The sequence below is a fragment of the Riemerella anatipestifer genome (assembly GCF_035666175.1).
GTDB lineage: Bacteria > Bacteroidota > Bacteroidia > Flavobacteriales > Weeksellaceae > Riemerella > Riemerella anatipestifer_D.
The window spans coordinates 434,398-452,579 of sequence record NZ_CP142016.1; the positions used below are offsets into that span (position 1 = coordinate 434,398).

Sequence of the window (18,182 nt, forward strand, 5' to 3'; positions counted from 1 at the left end):
TAGCTATGTCAAATTGTTTTAATGACACACCTCACGAGAATATCGAAAATTGCCCAAACGAAGATATATTCGCAGGTCTTACTACTAGGTTATATTATGTACCAACCGCTTTTGTGAAATCATTTGCAAAGCCTGTTCCTGGTGCTGACTATGCCAGCCGTATCAAAATTGGCACAGGAGGCATAGTGCTTAATACTGGTAAAGCATGGAAGTTCATCGATATTCAAATCGATGAAAACGAACTGAAAATGAATCTTACAGGGAATGTTGGTAACAAAAAAACCAAAACGGAAATAGATTTCTTAATTCCTGGATTCAAAACGAAAACTTTGGGATTCATAGACACCTATAAAAACACACCGTGCATCTTCGCCATTAAAGATGCAGAAGGTAAATTGTTTGTTGTCGGCTCTAAAGATTTAGGAGCTTACATTGAAAGTGCTGATGCTACTTCTGGTAAGAAGATAGATGATAATAGTGGCGTGACAGCCAAAGTTGTGGCTAACTCGAAGCTCTACTATTACGAAGGTGAAATTAGTTTAGAAGCTGCTGCGTAATGAACAAGAAGTGTTTTAAACTAACCAAGCCTATAGGCACTTTAATCATTTCTTCGCTAGGTGACTATACTATTGAAGGTATACCATCTAATGCTTTAGAGCTTATAGAAAAAGGGTGTCTATGGCTAGAGTTTACTTCAGAAGCTGTAGAACCTCTGAGTAAACTCTCCAACGAGAGGCTTGATAATCTTAAAAAACTAAGAGAAAGTCAGCTGATTGATGATGCAGAGATTATCAATCAAGCCATACAGCTAAAAGCTAGTGAGAAGAAAAGCAGCAAGTCGTAAGTTTTAATCCATATCTAAAAAAAGCAGTAAGCCTTGCCTTGCTGCTTTTTTATATTCAACATGAATGCACAACAACATCAAGAACTTTTAAAGGAATTTTCGTCCAAAGGAGGCTCTCAAAAATTGGTAAAAAGTTTAGAGAAATTCTCTTTGCAGAATTACGCCAAGCTGAAGTATGAGTATGGCAAACTATCCCCAAAAAGTACCAATGATAAAGCTAAAACTCAAGATACAGACCAAGTAGAGGCTAAAGAACCTGCTAAAAAGTATACTCCTGGTAAAAATCCTAGAGTGTTTCATGATTTAATTGCAGATTATCCTGTACAGCTACACGCTACCTTTAGGAAACGCTGGCAGGTATGGATGGAAGCCTGTTCATGGAAAATGCAACTTAACGAAGTGCCAGACCAAGATGCTGAAACGGCTTTTGATATTCAACTGAAAATCTACAAGTGTTTTAAAATATTTGACGAGTGCCAAAAGATACTGAAGCATTACCAAGAACACAAAAGAATAATGCCTACTGAAGTATCGGTTGATTTCTCAAAAATGTCCGAGCTGGAGATTTTTAAATACCAAAATAAACTCCGTGCCTCTATTACACGAAGAAGGCAAACAATTGAATCTCTTGAAAAGAATTTACCAAACAAAGAGAATAACAACTATGCAATTAGACTGCACAGCCTAAACCGAAAAAAAGAACAACTCCAAGAGAAAATAAATGAACTTTTAGAATGTGAAAAAATATTAAAAAATGAGTGAAATTTTAGCACCACTTGAGTGGTACACTGTAAAAAGAAAAGTCAGTGATCTTATTCCTTGTGATTTCAATCCTAGAAGCATTACTGATGAAGAAATGCTCAAGCTCCAAGAAAGTATAAATAGGTTTAACCTAGTAGAGATACCTGCTATTGATTATGATAATGTACTTTTAGCAGGGCACCAGCGTATAGCAGCCCTTTTTATACTTGGGCGTGGTGAAGAGCTTATTGATGTTAGGATTCCAAACCGAAAGCTGACAGAAGAGGAATTCAAAGAATATATGCTCCGTTCCAATATCCATAACGGAAAGTTTGATTGGAACAAAATAGAAGATTTTTTCCAAGAAATTGACTTAGAGGGCATAGGTATGGATATGGGCAGTTATGATGAATTTTTAAAGCAAAACGCCTATCTTCCTCCTGAAGCTGAAGGAAATTTTGATGCTACCATTCACGAGAACTACGAAAGTTGCGAAGGTGATATTTTTGAGTTGGTATCTGTAGATAAAGGAATTAAACACCGTTTCATGTGTGGTTCTTCTACCGAATCCGAAAATTGGGCAAAAATATTGGGTGATGAAAAAATAAATCTTCTCGTTACAGATCCACCTTATAATGTAGATTACCAAGGTGGTACAAAGGATAAGTTGAAAATTAAAAATGATAAAATGTCTAACGATAATTTTTACCGTTTTTTATACGACTTCTTTGTGAACACTTATGTGTTTTCAGATCCTGGAGCTCCAGCTTATGTATTTTATTCAGATTCAGAAGCTATCAATTTCAGAAAATCAATGTTAGATGCAGGATATAAAATATCCTCTACTTTAGTTTGGGTTAAAAATTCCTTTGTTTTGGGGCGTTTGGATTATCATATGCAGCACGAGCCTATTATTTTTTGTGAAGAAACCCAATCTGAAGAAATAGAAACCCACCGCTCTCTGGTATATGGTTGGAATGCCGAAGCTGCTCATCCATGGTATTCCGATAGGAAACAAAGTTCTGTTCTAAGGTTTGATAAACCTTTACGAAATGCGGACCACCCAACCATGAAGCCTTTGGACTTAATTGGTTACCTTATTAAGAATTCAAGCAAACAAAAAGACATTGTTGCAGATGGATTCCTTGGTTCTGGTTCTACTTTAATCGCTGCAGAACAAAACTGGAGAAGTTGTCGTGGTTTTGAGTTAGATCCAAGATTTTCTGATGTCATCGTAAGGCGTTGGGTAGCTTATATGCGTGAGAATAATTTGGCATTTGAAGTGTATTTGAATGGAAATCTATTAACCGAGAATGACTTAGAAAGGTGGAACAAAAAATAAATATTTTAGACTTATAAAGGAAATAATTTACTGGAGAAAGCCATCTTTTATAGATGGCTTTTTTTTGTCCTTTGACTACTCTAATTCATACCGCAAATTTGCCGTATGGAATTGGTGAAGTTAAAAAAAAATAGCTCTTTTCTTAGAATAAAAGCCTCCTACCTGGATGAGGATTCCGTAGAACTAACGGAAAGCGAAAAGAACAAAAAAAAACGCTTAACTCATGCATGGGCTTTGTGTTTAAATAACAAATATTCAGCTCATCAAACCGTACATATTTTAATGCGAGATCACGGTGTTTCTAGAGCAACCGCTTACCGTGATTACAACTGGTCTATGCAAATATTCGGAGACCTAGACGCAACCCATTTAGCCGCAGAACGGCAGGTGCTAAAAGAAGCCTTTTGGAACGAATACCAACTCGCTAGAAAAGAAGGTAACGGAGAACTAGCGGTGAAGGCGTTAAAAGAATACAGAGCATTATTCAACTTTGATGCTGAAGAAAACCAAATAGATCCTAATAAAATACAAGCTCACGAGTACCATCTATCTATGCCTCGTTGGGTGTATAAAAAAATGGATGCGATGTTTTCTGGCGGTGTTGTTGATTTTAACAATCTTGAGGTTGAAGATGTTGAGTATAGAGAAGACACCAAATCAGAAGATGAAGATTATGAAGATGACCAAGGAGATTTCTAATATACTTAAACCTAGAAAAAAGCTAGAACTCAACCTCATGCAAATGACGGCTATTCTAGCCAATCAACGCTACGGTATTAAAAATGTAAACATTGAAGCTGGGCGTGGTTCTGGTAAATCTACTGTTATTGGGTGGTTTATCAAAGAAGCGGTAAGGCAAATGCCTCGCTCCACAGGTGTTGTTGTTGGAGAAACTTTTGTTCAAATAAAAACTAGAACCCTCCCATCTACTAAGGAAGGGTTAGAGATGTTTGGTCTTTTTGAGGGAATTGACTATATCGTTGGGAAGTGTGGTCAAAATTTAGGTTTTGAAATGCCTTTCCAACCTCCAGACTCCTGGACTAATGTTATTCATTTTCGTAATGGTAGTATTATCGTAATGGTATCACTAGATAACCCTAACTCTGGGCGTGGTTTGAACTCCTATTATGTTATTGGTGATGAAGCGGCTCTACTTACTTATGATCGTTTATTTAATAATGTTCTGACTACCAACCGAAGCATTAAGCCGCAATTTAAAAATAAAACAATGCTTAATGCTACGGTCTTTGTGTCATCTGTAGCAATGACGAAAAAAGGAGAATGGTTTACTGAGAGGGAAAATAAAGCTAAGAAAAAACCAAAAGAATATGCTTTCTTAAAGTTTAATTCTCTTGTAAATAAACATAACCTCACTCCTGGTTGGATAGAGCAAATGAGGGAAGAGGCTTTATCTGAGCTGCTATTTAATGCAGAAATTATGAACATACGACCAAGAGGTATTACTGACGGCTTCTACGCTCAGCTGAATAGTGGTATGCACTATTATTCTTATAAGTATGATATTGATGCTCTAGGTGGTGTGACTGAAGACTACAAGCCCAGCTGTAAGTATGATACTGATTTAGTAAGAGGTGTACCGCTTCAGTTTAATTTGGACTTTGGTGGTCGTATCAATTGTGGTACAGTATCACAATACCTTAGTTCAATAAATGAAATTAGATTTATTAAGGAGTTCTTTGTAAAGAATCCTAAGAAGCTATCTGATTTGGTTAAGGAATTTATTGATTATTACGAATCTCACAAGTCAAGCTGCAATGTAGTTCATCTATACCATGACCGTTCTGGCTATAAGCAGGAAGCTAACTCCAAGACTACTTTAGCCGAAGATGTGGAGAATCTGCTCCGTGCAGCAGGATGGAAGGTGATAAATAAAACGCCAAATACTAATAACCCTCCACACATTGAGAAGTTTAGACTAATCAATGAAATACTCTGCGAACAAGAACATAAGTTACCAAGAGTAAGAATAAATGAAAACCAATGTCCTAACCTTATCATCTCTATGGAGAATGCTCCGCTTACTTCAGATGATGCGTTTAAGAAGGATAAGTCTTCAGAACGAAGTACAACTATTCCCCAGGAGCACGCCACACACTTCTCGGACACTTTTGACTATTGTTTGTTCTGGCAGTTTGCTCACATTATAGATTATCAATATACAAACTCATTTATAATTACAAATCTTCCATAATTTTTTTATTGTCTTTTTTAACGGCTCTGCGATAGCAGAGCTTTTCTGTTTTTGGTCCATTCATATTTCGCAAAATTTTTAAAAGTGTAATTGTAGAATGGTATAAGGCGCGCGTGTCCCTATCCAGTAAACATTTTGAGAAAAAACGCTGCATTTGAAATTTTTAAAAATTGATTTACAGTTATTTAATAAAAAAAATATGAGAATAACATTGGTTTTTGCTAGTTTTTTTTGGTGTCCTTTCCATTTTATGGGTGTATTTCAACCTTTGCACTATGGAAAATACAATATTTCTCACAGATGTTCTTTCAGATATGAAACGGCTGGATAGCTTAAAAAATCCAATCCCTTTTTCTATTAAAATACGAACATTCAACTTGCAAAATAAGACAGGTGGAAATATTAAGTTTTATCCATCGGCTGTATCGCTTAATCCTCCAAAGCAAAAAGGTGCAAAAAGATTGGCAATGAATATAGATTTTAAAAACCCCAATCATTTTGCCAATAGGACTAGAAATATAAAGCTCCCAGACGGTCAAATTAAAAAAATCAACATTCTATTCATACAGGAATACAACGGCAAAAAAGTGGTTTACTAATGCAAAAAATAAATAACGATATTTATGTAGTAGGTGGGGTTAATTTACCCTCTGCGGCGATAAAGTTTACAGGTAAAGATAAAAACACGCCTAAACACTCAAGTCCTAAGCATAAGCCTAGCAGTTCTGACTCGGAAGATTGGTGCAAATGGGGTGATAATAATGACTATCCCAGAGAGCTAATGCAAAAAGTGAGTAAAGTGGGAGCTGCTGTTGGTGGTTTAGAAGTGCTTACATCTGCTCACTATGGCATAGGTATTCGTATCTTTGAGCTGTTTGAAACGGACGGTGATGCTAATTTCAAAGAAAAAATCCCATCTTCCATTCCAGAAATATACGATTTTTTTGACCGTACTAATTTTGATTTAATGCTTTCTGATATCATCTATGATTATGAAGCATTGGGTATTGCTTTTCCAGAATTTCTTTTAAGCCCCAATGGCGAAGAGGTCATCTCTGTTATGAGGCATCAAGCCTCCTACTGCCGTTTTGAAAAACCTAAAAACGGTGCAATTCAAAATGTAATTATAAACACCTCTTGGGGGGAAACTGAATTTGATAGCCGAGATAACATTAAAGTTCCGTGCTTTTCACAAAATTTAAGCATAGAAGAAATAAAACAATATTGCAAAGAAAAAGGCATCCGAAAATTCATTGTCCCAATTATCAATAGTCTTATTATTGAAAAAGTCTACCCTAGTGTTGGTTGGCATTCTTCATTCAAGTCGGGTTGGATGGATGTGGTAATAGCTGTACCAGAGCTAAAAAAAATGATGTTTTTAAACCAATTTAATTTTAAATATATCATACATATAGCAGATGATTACTTTATACATAGGTATGGCTTAGATGAATGGACAAATTTTTCATCTGAAAGAAGGGAGCAACTAAGAATTGAACTTATAAATGCCATAGATGAAAATCTGAAAGGAAGCAAAGGTTCTGGTAAGTCCATAATATCGCCTTATTTTAGAGATAAAAATACAGGCGAACTTATCAAAGGGATACAAATTGACGAAATAAAGCAAACACAGGCTAATGGGGAATTTTTACCAGATGCTTCAGCAGGAAACTCTGAAATATTATTCTCTATGGGAGTAGATCCTGCATTATTGGGTGCAGGAGTACCAGGTGGAAAGAATTTGAGTGGTTCTGGGTCTGATAAACGAGAAGCCTGGACCATCTTATGTGCAAGACTACCAAGAAAGCACATCAGAACCTTATATATCTTCCGCCTCATTCAGAAGTGGAACGGTTGGAATCCAGACCTTGTAGCTAAATTACCGAACATCAACTTAACCACTCTAGACAAAAATCCTAGCGGACAAAAAAAAATCACAAATTAATTTCAAAAATTGCACCTAAAAATGGAGAAGATAATTCCAGATAATATCATTCACGAATTGGTATCCCCACCTAAAAATTTTGACTTGGATTTAATAGACCAATCGGCAGGCTTTGAGTCAAAAATATTTCCCTTTATTTCTGAAAAACAATTTAAAAAATTAGAGACAGAGCATTCAGCTATCTATAAAAAAATAGCTAAGGCAGGCATTCTGTTTTCGTTGGTTATGGATATTCCTCGGATAAAAGTCCATTTATCCAATTATGGCATCAATCAGTACAACGATGGTAAGTCTAGGCAAGCCCCTTGGTGGGATATTAGAGATCTAGGACTATCTTGGTTAAAAAAAGCCAATGATAACCTCTATTCAGCGATAATAGATATCAATGAAGATGATAATTTAAGAGCGGATAATTTATTTTTTAATAATTCTTTCAAGCTAATAAGCATTTTTGATTTTCAAAAATTCTACAGTCTAAATAATTCTTTAGAAGTATATCTGTGGCTTGTCGGTCTTATGAATGAAATATTAGATACTTTTTTAATGGAATTAGGGAGTTGCAGTCTATCAGATTTGACTACTGATGATTATTTTTTAAGTTTACTAAAAAAGTATATTCTTAACAAAACCATTCATGACTCTTTACCTGGAAATGGTGTGGTATTTCTCAGTACAGGTATGGCGATTCAATATGAAGAGTTACCCTGGCAAAAATCTATGTTTTTAGGAGAAGTAGTTATTGCTGCAATGTCTAAAAAATATTTAAGAAGCTCTAATATGTATTTAGATATGCTCACGAACTATCTATTGAGCAATAAGGAAAAGTTCCCTTGTTATCAACCCATAGAAAAAACATTTAGAACCAAAATAATAGCCAAAGATAGTGGTCTTTATCTATAATAATGTCCTTTAATACCCTCTATATCGAGGGTATTTTTGTGCTGTGAGTTTTGATTTTTTAATAGAAGATTTACCGTACTGCCCAACAGATAGAGCTGTGGGAGGTATAGCTACTAGGATTTGGTATGCTCCTGAATTTTTTTTCAATAAAATCCAGCTTCCTAACTCAAATACACCTCCTAATAAGGTAATAAAAACTAAAAATATCACACTAAACGAAGGGAAGCAGCTTGCGTTTATAGATGTTTTTCTTGAGCAAAATTCCCTAACCGAAAAACCTATCGGAGGGCTTAGAAAATGGAAGTCTGTATCTGAATTTTCAATATCTGTTTTGGAAATGAACGCTAGGAATTTAGGCTTTACTTCCAAAGTGAAGAATATCCCTTTAGTGTTTTTTATTCCAGATGCTAATGGGAGATTATGGGTAATGGGCAATAAACAGAATGCAGCTTATATGTCTTCTTATGAAGGTACAACAGGAAAGAAGTATGAGGATGATAGTTTAATTACTATGAGTTTTACTGCAAATGCACCTCTTTACCTCTATGAGGGTAGTATTTCAAGTATAGTAAAGGTAGGTGGTTTTACTCAAGGATTTTCCAAAGGATTTAGAATATAATATTATGAGCAAATTAGACGAAATACATGGGCTATTGCCTGATAATGATAACGCAGAAATTTCAGAAAAAGACTTAAGGGATTCTTTCTCAAAAACATTTGAAGAAATTGCTGCTAAAGTTAGTAAGCCTGAAAAAGATGGTATTTGGGTACTAAAAAAGCAATCTGATGTTATAGAGTGGGTAAACGCTAATGAATATACAAAAAATATCGCCAATTCCACTTTAGATACCACAGAGAAAGGTGGTGTTAATCAGATGTATGATTACAGATGGAATGTATCGCAGGATGTTGGTTTCTCAATGTATACAGGTGAGGGTTTAGGATTAGGTGTAAAAGATACCTCATTCAGATTAAGTAGCGGATATTTCAATGTTACCCAAGGGACAGGAAATGGAAGGACTGAATTAACAGTACAAAAAAAAGGTATAGAATTATCTTATAGTGCTAATCACGATAGTGATGATGATATATACGCTTCAATAGGTATAGAAAATGGTAAAATACATTTGATTGGTGTAACTGATTTAGTTCCAGAGAATATTTCTGATGTTAAACAATTAGTTGTGAATAGTAGAGGCGATGTATATTCTGCCAAATTTTCACAAGATACTTTACAAGATGTTGTAAACAGAGGTAATTATACTCCTAGAGATATACTATTTAGAAAAGAATCTAATGATATAAAAGAAATTAGATTTGGAACAGACATCTCTACAAGTTCACTCTATTTTGGTACTTTTAATAAGTCAAGCACAGGAAATTACAATGTAAGTTATGGTATTGGTGCGTTAGAGAATAATACTACAGGGGAAACAAATACAGCAATAGGAGGTTATGCATTGTATAGTAATACAGTAGGAAAACATAATACAGCAATAGGTACTTCAGCACTACAAAAATTAAATGATGAATCTACTGATGCTAATGATAATAGTTACAATCTAGCTATTGGGAGTAGCTCTGGATTTAGTCTAAAAAAAGGAGGTAGAAATACCTTTATAGGGCAAGCAACAGCCTATAATTTACCTAAATCTTATTCTAATACATTCATAGGGCAAGCAACAGCCTTTAGTCTTAAATCAGAAACTATTGATATAGATGATATCAAGTCTTTATCACCTGTAGTAGCTAAATCTGCATTTATGGCAAAAAATAATACAGGTAAGCAATATTTTGGTATAGACCCAAATGACCCAAATGATAATTATACATTGCACTCTGGAATGAACACATTTGTGGGAAATATTCTTACAAGCACTAATGGACCAGATAAGGCTGTAATGTCTACCATCATAGGACAATCTCCTTATTGGAATTTATTGTACAGATGTTATAATAACCTTTTCATAGGTTCTGGTAATTATTCTACTTATGGTAGAGTGCAATATCTTAACTCTGTTGTTATAGGAAATAATTTGGATTTTGGAGTAGGTTCTGGATTTAGAGACAATATATTATCCATACACAATGATAAGCATAATTTCACAAAAATAGATGATGGTTTAATAACAGGAAAGTTTGATGAAAGATGGCTAAAAATAAATGGACAACTCAAACTAGACCTTAATAGAACAGCCAGTGCAGATGGAGATACATTATTTAATAAAATAGTAATGGTGAAAGGTGATGGTACAGTTGGAATAAGAAGTGTAAATGATTTTGCAAGGATATTATCGGAAGATGTAAGTAGAATTGTTGCAGGTTCTGTTCAACAAATGGTATCTGGATTATTTGACTCTATCAACAGAATGGAAAGAACCATATATGACTTAGAACAAAGAATAGAACAATTAGAAAGTAATAACCCTTAAAATTTAAAAAAATGCAAAAAATAGCAATACAGTCTAATAGAGATTTAATGTTTCCACCAATACACAAAGGCATTGTAACAATGGAAATAGACTTAATTCAAAACAAACCTACTGAAAATAAGTATGAACTAAGAATTATAGATACTTGTACTAAAGAGGTAGAAGAAGAGGTAAATGAGGTAGAACCAATAACTCAAGAAACTATTACTAAAAAAATAATGGTAATTAAAAGATTAGGTACTCCTGTAACAAGAATTAAAGTTTACACTTATGAAGAATTAGAACAATTATCAAAGTTACTTAGGTTAAATCTGGAAGATTTTGAGTCTTATACAGATTATATAAATGAGTTGTTTAGGAAAGGACTACTCATTATCACTCAAAAAGAGTGTCAAGAAGGTCAAGGTATGTATTTCTCTGAAGCACAAGATTGGGAAATTGTTAAAGACTAAAATTAAAAGTTATGAAAATACTTTTCCTACAAAAAATAAAAGGGGTCAAATGGTTTGAGAAACTTCCAAAATCTAAGGAATTTCCAAGGCATTACATAACCCTTATTGATTTAGAAATACAACTATCTGATGGATATATTCTCAAAATACCAAAAGGATTTGTTTGGGACGGTGCGAGTGTACCAAGTTGGCTACACTGGCTATTCCCACCCATTGACGAAGGAGCTTTAGCAGACCTTATCCACGACAAGTTATGGACAGAGAAACAACAGCAGTTTGAATATTTTGGATACAACATCTACAAAGCTCGGAAGTTTGCCGATGATGAGCGACTACTCTGGAGAAAAGCACTCGCTCCAAAAAGAAAAATATTCAACTGGATAAGTCATAAAGTGATACGATTATTGGGCGGTTTCTTCTACTCACAACAACTTAAAATACCAAAATAAAATATGATTTCAGAGATTTTTAATCAGAATTACGATAGGTTATACACACAATTTTTTCAAATATCATTGATTTGGATTGCGGTGCTTCTTGCTATTATTGTGGATTTCGGCTTCGGCTTGAAAAAAGCCAAAGAAATGGGAGAGGCAACGACTTCCGAAGGATACCGAAGAACCATAAACAAATTCGTCTATTATTATTCGATGATGTTTTTCGCGTTAATATTCGATTTTTTAGATGTCATCACCCCAACTATTCTGCCTTTTCCTCTATCGCTGACCCCTTTATTTTCTGTGTTTTGTGCTGTAGCCTTAATATTCACAGAAGCAAAATCCGTTAGAGAAAAAGCGGAGGACAAAGTAAGGAGAAGAGCGGATAAAAGTTTTGCAGAACTACTAGAAGTATTGCAAAAAAGAGAGGACATTGTTAGCCAAATATTTGAACATTTAAAACAACAAAAAAATAATGAAAACAATTCTACAACTAATTCTTAGCCTTATATTTTTAGCTTCTTGTAGCTCTGTTAATAAGAATAAACAGCTGCAAGAAATAACCAAAGTTAAAATACAGAATGATAGCTTATTTAATTCAGTCAGCAGTAAGTTATCTGAGGCATTAAATGAAAATAAAAGCCTCAAAGCAGAAAATACCTCATTCAGAAATGAGATTGAGAATTATCAATCTAAAATAAAAGTGATTCAAGAAAAAAGTCTCTCCGAAAGCTCCGAAGATTTGGTAATAGAAAATGCCAAAGGTATCGTAAAATTAACCGATAGGAATGGTAATATTTATGAGATTGGAGCAGATAACGGTACTAAGATATTAAGAACAACCACGGCAAAGCTGCAAAAGGAATTGTCGGAAAAAGTCAGCGAAATAAATAGCCTTAAATACACTATTGAAAAACAACGCAAGACTATAGAGGAATTAAATACAAAATCGGGCGAAGTTTTAAAGGAATATGATAAGTTGTATAAGTTTTCAAAAATACAAGAAGAAATCATAAATGAAACAGATGAGTCTTCAAAAACAGACCGAAAAAATATACCTCTATGGCTTTATGGGCTTATTGGTGTTTCAATAATCCTTATTTGGGAATTTTCAAAATACGCTATTAAATCTAGGTTAAAAATATTTTAAAATGATACTTACCAACTACAAAACATTTCCCATAGCAGGACATCACAATTCAGATCCTGGAGCAGTTTACAATGGACAAAAAGAAGCCGATTTGACAAAGGAAGCTAGGAATTTGTTTGTCAAGTATTTCCCAAACGGGAAGAATGAGCTGATATTAGACAGAGATAACGAAACTAATACACAGCTTCAAAGAAGAATTAAACCTGGAGCAGGTTCTGTCTTGTTAGATATACATTTCAACGCTGGACCTATAACGGTAACAGGAACTGAATCTTTCGTAAATAGGAGGGATTTTTTAAACAAAAATTCTATGAGTTACCGAATGGCTGACGAAATCAGTAAAGCCACATCGGAAATTTTAGGTGTTCCAAATAGAGGCGTGAAGTGTGAGAGTACAACACGACACGGAAGATTGGGAATATTGAACTTAGGAGCAGGTTGCTCTGTGCTTTGGGAGGTTTGTTTTATTTCAAACCCAAATGATATGGAACAATGGGATTTAAAGAAAGAAATTCTTATGAAGAAAATAGCAGAAATTGCTGCTAAATATGATGATATGAGATAATAAACCACCCTAGCGGTGGTTTTTGTCGTATAGAATAATTTTGGAATATTTTTTAAGAATTTGTTTAATTTCTATCTAATAACAAAAAACTAATTCTGTTGCAGCAGAATTAGTTTAAATCCTTGACTTTTCGGCTTCGTCAATAAAAAAAATTTAATTTATGAGAAAAAATTTATTATTAAATTAAATAATGTAGAACAAAGTTACAATAATAGTTGCTTTGCAGCAAGTTTTTTTAATTATCATTATTTTAAAGTTGTTAAATCTCCTAGGCTGAACATCCCACACAAGATTTTGTCTGATTCTCCTGTGAAAATTCAGAAGAAGATTATCAAGGAAAGAAGATTTATAAATTAAGTAAAAGAAAATAAAAAAGGTCAAGAAGTAATACTTATCTGACAAAAAATGGAAGAAAAATATTGTTAAAAATATTCAAAAAAGCGAATTATTAAAACAATTTGTTTTATTTTTGCAAAACAAAGTAGGATAGCAGACACATCTTCTAGATAGCTGATTATCTCTTTGGAGCTATATAAGAAGTCACGGCACCCTGAGAAAGTTACGGACTTCTTTTTTTTGTTCTTAATTTCTTTATTGCTCTTTTGATTGTGCAGCACTCATAGAGTTGTTGCCTTTTTCTTAAAAAGCTATTTTCGCAAATCTAAAATTTTTTGCAGGTCTTCAAAAGATTTTATCTTATGAATAATGCCTTTGTATTCCACAAAGCCCATTATACCGCCTCCATTTCCTCCAAATAGTTCAGCCAAAGAAACATTTAAAATTTCTGCTATTTTTTTTAGAGTTGATAAAGAGGGATTTCCTTTTTCGGATAGGGCAATAGACAGCCCAGTCTCTGACATTCCGATACTCTCGGCGAGTTCCTTTGCCGTCATTCCTTTATCTTTCAGAATCTGCTTTACTATCATTTAACTTTACTTTAATTTTTTTCTATCGTACAAATTTAACTATTTTTTAATAAAATTAAATTTAATAAACTGCCATTATAAAATTTAACATTTTTTAACACTCTTTACTTGTATGATAATTTAAATATATTTATATTTTCACTGTAAAAATTAAAATAAAATTTAATTATTATGAAGTAACGAAATAGGTTTTTATCCGTTTTTTCAAACTTTATTTTACAAAAAACGGCAGTTTTTTATTCGGATTTTAAATTGAAAAAAAAGCACACTTGTGTAAAAATCCGAAATCAATCATCGGAGTTCTTCCCTATAGGTTCTCTCTGATGATAAATTTACTCGACTAGATCCAAAAGAACTATAGGAATGCCTTATAAAGGAAACCTCCCGATGTATAGGTTAATCGGTTTTTAAAAATACTACGCAACATGGGAAGATTAAATATTGAAAGATTCAAATTTGATAAAGATTATTCTTTTGATAATTTTTTCATTGAAAGTAAGGCTACTTTCAAGGTTTGCAAAAAGCCTAAAAGAAAGCCTGACTATGTATCCTACAAAAGAGATTTCTATAAAGATAAAGTAGAATTTCCTTTTATATTCAAAGAGTTGTTTTATGAGATTGACTTCCACAAAGAAGGAGATGAAAACAAAGTGAAAAAAATTCTTTCAAAAATTCAAGAAGGAGAAGATTTCCCTCGTTCTAATAAAAAATTTTACATTAAGACAGATAGCGAACACTTTATCTATGAAGATGTTCTATTGTCTGACATAAGAGAGCGAGGTATTGAAAGGTGTCTTTCAAACATTGAAAAAATACAACATGACTTTTATAGACAAAGAGCATATTCTTTTACCTTAAAGATTAAGGTAAAATCAGAAATATCGTCCCGCTATTGGTATGGCGAAGACTCTAAGGGGCAGTATGTCATTAGAGAGTCAGACCATTGGGGGCAAGTTGCATCGTGCGTATGGCATCGCACGATGGATTATAAATTTAAAGGAAAAGAAAGTTTTGTTTGTGCAAAGTCGTACATAAATATAAAAAAAGCCACCTCGTAAGGTGGCAACGATTGGTTTTCTGCTCAAATAATTGTGGCAGGGATACCAACTTAAACACTTTTTGTGCTTAATGAAGTACAAAGATAAAAAAAATATCAAAGCAGCGAAATAGTCATCGCTGCTTTTTCTTGTCCTTTTTCTCGCAAAAAGGTGGGCATAACTTTGCATAAAAAAATTATGAAAGTGGTTGTGCCTAGCTCTTGGTCTGAATTATCAGACTTTCAGCAAAGGGAAATAATAAACATTATAAATGGGGTTAAAAGTAAGAATTTCACAGAGGCTTACATTAAAATAATCCAAACTCGTTGTGCATTTTAAATAATACTGATTTTTAGATGATTTAATTTTCTTTGGAAGATAAATTTATTGATATATTGAATAACCGTTGCGGCGGTTATTTTACTGATTATCCTTGTTTTAAAGCCTTCAAAAGTTTTAGCATTGTTTCTTTTAATCATAAATTGGTCGCAAAGTTGAGAGAAAAATGTCTCAATTCGTTTTCGCTTTTTCTTGTACAATGAAAATTGAGGAATATAATCTTTCTGATTACTTCTCATTGGTGTATCTAATTTAATATTAGCATAGTTAAATAAATCTATTTGAACTTTTGCTGATAAATAGCCTCTATCTCCAATTAAAGTACAGTTTCGCATTTGCTCACCAATATCTTTTAAATAGTGGATGTCGTGAACGGATGCAGGGCTTATATCAAAATTCTTAATCACACCATTTAAAGAACATACTGCGTGTAGTTTATAGCCATAGAAATATAATTTCTGTGAAGCACAATAACCATATGTTGGTGAAGAATAGGATTGCTCTTTACAAATTTTTGAACGAGTAGAACGAGCATTTTCACAAACTTTCATTGGCATGCTATCAACGATAAAAATATCTTCAAACTCATTGAACTCCATCGAAATACGCTGTCTAATTTGCTCTGTTTGTAGGGATAGTCTTCGTTTTCGCTTATTGTAAACACTTCTTTCAATTTTGTTTATCAGAGAGTTTGGCAATTTTCTAAAGAACTGTAATTCGCTATCAATACTCAAGTATTCAGCAGTAATATTAAGACTTATGACTTCTAAATCGCTCATTTTAGGTGTTCTTCTCTGATAACTAATCAGTTGATTTTCTGAAAAAAGTCCTAAAACTTCCAAAATTCTTTCATATATTTGCTCTATGTTGTTCATTTATATCGTTTTATAGCAAAAACAATATACTGATTTTCAGTCTAATAAACAACTCTTGTTTTTTTCATTTCATAATGCACAACGGGTAATCCAAATTTTATTATGCAAAAACAATAGCTTTTGGAGCTATTTAAGAATGAGGTGGATTCTACTCCACTACCCTATCTCTGCATTTGATGAAGCAACTCAGTTTATCTTTGATAAGCCCAATATTTATAGTTTCCCAAAAATTAAAGGTCTTGTAGAACCTGCCACTAGATTGGGAGATATTACCATAGAGCAATTCTCCATTTGTGATACCTTACTCCATAGGTATTCAGATAAAAAAGAAGAAAAAATCCTAAGACAACTAGTAGCCTGTTTGTATCGGTTTAAAACGGGGTTCAGTAAACTAAGATTAAATGAAATTGCGGATATAACAGACAAAATCTCACTAAAAGAAGCCCAGAGAATTGTTTTTATATTTTCAGCCGTGCGAATGTATATAACGGATACTTACCCCGATATATTCCCAAAGAAAGCCAAAGAACAAGACCCTCTGAAACCTGTATTTAGAACTAAAGAACCCTATACACCTTTCTCCCAGGTTGTGGTAATGATGGCGGCTGATGAACTTAGATTATTAGGTAATCTCAAAGATTGCCAATCTACGCTTATTTACGACTTTCTTAATGCTTTTAGAGAATCCAAACGAATACATAAACTAAAACAAGATGCACAAAAGTAACTCTTATCTCAAGCTAAAAAAATACTTCCAGAACCTGGTGGAGCAGTCTAATTTCTTAAACGATTTTTCTGGTTATTTCAGCCGTGAGCTGCATAATAAAGAGCAAAGTTCTAAAGGTTTAAAATCGCCCTGCTTAGCCCTGTTTGGTTACAGCTTAGGTATAGAAGGAGAAGCAATGGCATCTACCGCTGTACGAAGAGTGAGCTTTGGTATCCTCTACAACAATGTACCTCCAGATGATTACGAAAAACAGTACGAGCGGATAGACCAAGCCGAAGAACTTGCCCTTAGAGTAGTTGCTCGTATCAAGCTAGATAGTAATACAAACGGACACCTGCTCTACAATTCCCTAATTAAAAACTCTGTAGAAGTTAGACCTATTGAGCTGGAGGGCGTTGGTATTTTTGGAGCAGAAGTGTCTTTCAATCTAAAGAACCCACAGCATCTTAAAGTGTCCACAGACGATTGGAAAGACCTAGATAAAATTTGCTAAAAAAATATAACAAAAATGTTATAAAAAACTTGCATATAACAAAAATGTTATATATATTTGCAGTATGAAATCAAGTTCATTAATCAAGATGATTGAAGCAGATGGTTGGTATCTTGTAAGAGTTAAAGGTAGTCATCATCACTTCAAACATCCAGTCAAAAAAGGATTAGTTACGATTCCGCATCCTGAAAAGGATACACCAATCAAAACTGTAAAATCCATTTTGAAACAGGCAGGGCTTAAATAGCCCTCCTGTTAATGAACTTAATTATAACATTAAATTATTATGGCTAAAGAAATTATTGTTTTTGTAGAAAAACACGAAGATGGCTACTGGGGAACTTCTCAAAATTACGAAGGGGTTGTCAGTTCTTTTGGGTCTTCTTTTGAAGAATTAAAAGCTAATTTTGAAGAGGCTTTTGCTGATAATTTAGAATTAGCTAAAGAACTTGGAGAAGACTATGCAGATAATTATTCAGATATAGTATTTCTTTATCAGATGGACTTATCTTCTATGTTTAACCTTGTTAAGGAGATTAAAATTTCTGCTATTGCTAAAAAAGCAGGGATAAATGAGTCTTTAGCAAGACAATACAAAACAGGTTTAGCAGCCGCATCTGTAGAGCAAGCTATGAAAATTCAAAATGCCATTCATAGCTTAGGGCAAGAGCTATTATCTATAAGAATATAAAAGATACTTGATTTCAGATAAATGGCTATACAGCCGTTTCCCCCACCATTTTGGTGGGGTTTTTATTTTTTCTT

24 protein-coding genes are annotated in these 18,182 nt (G+C 33.7%); 22 read left to right on the plus strand and 2 right to left on the minus strand.

The genetic code is table 11. The features are described 5' to 3' along the window. Nucleotides 1–5: 5 nt before the first annotated feature. The 16 genes from VIX88_RS02105 to VIX88_RS02180 all read left to right on the plus strand — a co-directional run bounded on the left by VIX88_RS02105 (nt 6) and on the right by VIX88_RS02180 (nt 13,020). Complete coding sequence (locus tag VIX88_RS02105) at nt 6–557, plus strand: hypothetical protein (RefSeq protein WP_237190383.1); 552 nt, start codon at nt 6–8, stop codon at nt 555–557. Next, entirely contained in the window at nt 557–844 is a 288-nt protein-coding gene (locus VIX88_RS02110) for a hypothetical protein (RefSeq protein ID WP_079207811.1), read from the plus strand. Before VIX88_RS02105 ends, VIX88_RS02110 begins: the two co-directional genes overlap by 1 nt. A gap of 60 nt (nt 845–904) precedes the next feature. Beyond that, nucleotides 905–1,606, plus strand: a complete 702-nt coding sequence (locus VIX88_RS02115) for a hypothetical protein (protein ID WP_214193983.1) — start codon at nt 905–907, stop codon at nt 1,604–1,606. Next, nucleotides 1,599–2,927: a DNA modification methylase gene (locus tag VIX88_RS02120; RefSeq protein WP_214193984.1), complete on the plus strand. Its 1,329-nt coding sequence runs from the start codon at nt 1,599–1,601 to the stop codon at nt 2,925–2,927. The genes VIX88_RS02115 and VIX88_RS02120 overlap by 8 nt, the downstream gene beginning before the upstream one ends. A 282-nt stretch (nt 2,928–3,209) precedes the next feature. Beyond that, nucleotides 3,210–3,626, plus strand: coding sequence for a hypothetical protein (locus VIX88_RS02125; RefSeq protein ID WP_237190385.1), 417 nt, complete (start codon nt 3,210–3,212; stop codon nt 3,624–3,626). Further along, nucleotides 3,601–5,139, plus strand: coding sequence for a hypothetical protein (locus VIX88_RS02130; RefSeq protein ID WP_237190387.1), 1,539 nt, complete (start codon nt 3,601–3,603; stop codon nt 5,137–5,139). Before VIX88_RS02125 ends, VIX88_RS02130 begins: the two co-directional genes overlap by 26 nt. 275 nt (nt 5,140–5,414) lie before the next feature. After that, nucleotides 5,415–5,738, plus strand: a complete 324-nt coding sequence (locus VIX88_RS02135; RefSeq protein ID WP_214193985.1) for a hypothetical protein — start codon at nt 5,415–5,417, stop codon at nt 5,736–5,738. Beyond that, entirely contained in the window at nt 5,738–7,084 is a 1,347-nt protein-coding gene (locus tag VIX88_RS02140; RefSeq protein WP_214193986.1) for a hypothetical protein, read from the plus strand. Before VIX88_RS02135 ends, VIX88_RS02140 begins: the two co-directional genes overlap by 1 nt. 21 nt (nt 7,085–7,105) lie before the next feature. Further along, nucleotides 7,106–7,984, plus strand: coding sequence for a hypothetical protein (locus tag VIX88_RS02145; RefSeq protein WP_222535133.1), 879 nt, complete (start codon nt 7,106–7,108; stop codon nt 7,982–7,984). A 43-nt stretch (nt 7,985–8,027) separates the two neighbouring features. Further along, nucleotides 8,028–8,603 (plus strand): hypothetical protein, encoded by a 576-nt coding sequence (locus tag VIX88_RS02150; RefSeq protein ID WP_064970987.1) that lies wholly within the window; start codon nt 8,028–8,030, stop codon nt 8,601–8,603. Between the two features lie 4 nt (nt 8,604–8,607). Beyond that, a complete protein-coding gene (locus VIX88_RS02155) occupies nt 8,608–10,416 on the plus strand; it encodes a hypothetical protein (RefSeq protein WP_222535134.1) in 1,809 nt (602 codons plus the stop codon). A gap of 11 nt (nt 10,417–10,427) precedes the next feature. Next, nucleotides 10,428–10,868: a hypothetical protein gene (locus VIX88_RS02160; RefSeq protein ID WP_153938294.1), complete on the plus strand. Its 441-nt coding sequence runs from the start codon at nt 10,428–10,430 to the stop codon at nt 10,866–10,868. Nucleotides 10,869–10,879: 11 nt separating this feature from the next. Beyond that, a complete protein-coding gene (locus VIX88_RS02165) occupies nt 10,880–11,317 on the plus strand; it encodes a DUF1353 domain-containing protein (RefSeq protein ID WP_214193988.1) in 438 nt (145 codons plus the stop codon). A 3-nt stretch (nt 11,318–11,320) separates the two neighbouring features. Then, nucleotides 11,321–11,809 (plus strand): phage holin family protein, encoded by a 489-nt coding sequence (locus tag VIX88_RS02170; RefSeq protein WP_041320590.1) that lies wholly within the window; start codon nt 11,321–11,323, stop codon nt 11,807–11,809. Next, on the plus strand, nt 11,781–12,455 hold the full coding sequence (locus VIX88_RS02175) for a hypothetical protein (RefSeq protein ID WP_222535135.1): 675 nt from the start codon (nt 11,781–11,783) through the stop codon (nt 12,453–12,455). Before VIX88_RS02170 ends, VIX88_RS02175 begins: the two co-directional genes overlap by 29 nt. Nucleotide 12,456: 1 nt before the next feature. Next, nucleotides 12,457–13,020 (plus strand): N-acetylmuramoyl-L-alanine amidase, encoded by a 564-nt coding sequence (locus tag VIX88_RS02180; RefSeq protein ID WP_064971292.1) that lies wholly within the window; start codon nt 12,457–12,459, stop codon nt 13,018–13,020. A gap of 647 nt (nt 13,021–13,667) precedes the next feature. On the opposite strand, the gene VIX88_RS02185 is transcribed toward VIX88_RS02180, so the two are convergent. Next, nucleotides 13,668–13,946, minus strand: a complete 279-nt coding sequence (locus VIX88_RS02185) for a helix-turn-helix domain-containing protein (protein WP_064971293.1) — start codon at nt 13,944–13,946, stop codon at nt 13,668–13,670. 425 nt (nt 13,947–14,371) lie between these two features. Between VIX88_RS02185 and VIX88_RS02190 the strand changes: the two genes are divergently transcribed. Further along, nucleotides 14,372–15,004, plus strand: coding sequence for a hypothetical protein (locus VIX88_RS02190; protein WP_064971294.1), 633 nt, complete (start codon nt 14,372–14,374; stop codon nt 15,002–15,004). Between the two features lie 177 nt (nt 15,005–15,181). Beyond that, complete coding sequence (locus VIX88_RS02195) at nt 15,182–15,322, plus strand: hypothetical protein (RefSeq protein WP_164857923.1); 141 nt, start codon at nt 15,182–15,184, stop codon at nt 15,320–15,322. On the opposite strand, the gene VIX88_RS02200 is transcribed toward VIX88_RS02195, so the two are convergent. Beyond that, the gene (locus VIX88_RS02200) at nt 15,319–16,197 is read right to left on the minus strand and encodes an IS982-like element ISRa1 family transposase (RefSeq protein ID WP_127919818.1); all 879 of its coding nucleotides are present in this window, start codon (nt 16,195–16,197) and stop codon (nt 15,319–15,321) included. The two genes, VIX88_RS02195 and VIX88_RS02200, sit on opposite strands and share 4 nt — an antisense overlap. 136 nt (nt 16,198–16,333) lie before the next feature. On the opposite strand from VIX88_RS02200, the gene VIX88_RS02205 reads away from it, so the two are divergent. The 4 genes from VIX88_RS02205 (at nt 16,334) to VIX88_RS02220 (ending at nt 18,108) form a co-directional block, all read left to right on the plus strand. Continuing rightward, the gene (locus VIX88_RS02205) at nt 16,334–16,924 is read left to right on the plus strand and encodes a hypothetical protein (protein WP_185126657.1); all 591 of its coding nucleotides are present in this window, start codon (nt 16,334–16,336) and stop codon (nt 16,922–16,924) included. After that, a complete protein-coding gene (locus VIX88_RS02210) occupies nt 16,911–17,417 on the plus strand; it encodes a hypothetical protein (RefSeq protein ID WP_064971288.1) in 507 nt (168 codons plus the stop codon). Before VIX88_RS02205 ends, VIX88_RS02210 begins: the two co-directional genes overlap by 14 nt. 64 nt (nt 17,418–17,481) lie before the next feature. Further along, nucleotides 17,482–17,664 (plus strand): type II toxin-antitoxin system HicA family toxin, encoded by a 183-nt coding sequence (locus VIX88_RS02215; protein WP_041320586.1) that lies wholly within the window; start codon nt 17,482–17,484, stop codon nt 17,662–17,664. 39 nt (nt 17,665–17,703) lie between these two features. Then, nucleotides 17,704–18,108 carry a hypothetical protein gene (locus tag VIX88_RS02220; protein WP_064971287.1) on the plus strand — a complete coding sequence of 135 codons (405 nt, stop codon included), beginning with the start codon at nt 17,704–17,706 and terminating at the stop codon, nt 18,106–18,108. Nucleotides 18,109–18,182 lie beyond the last annotated feature (74 nt).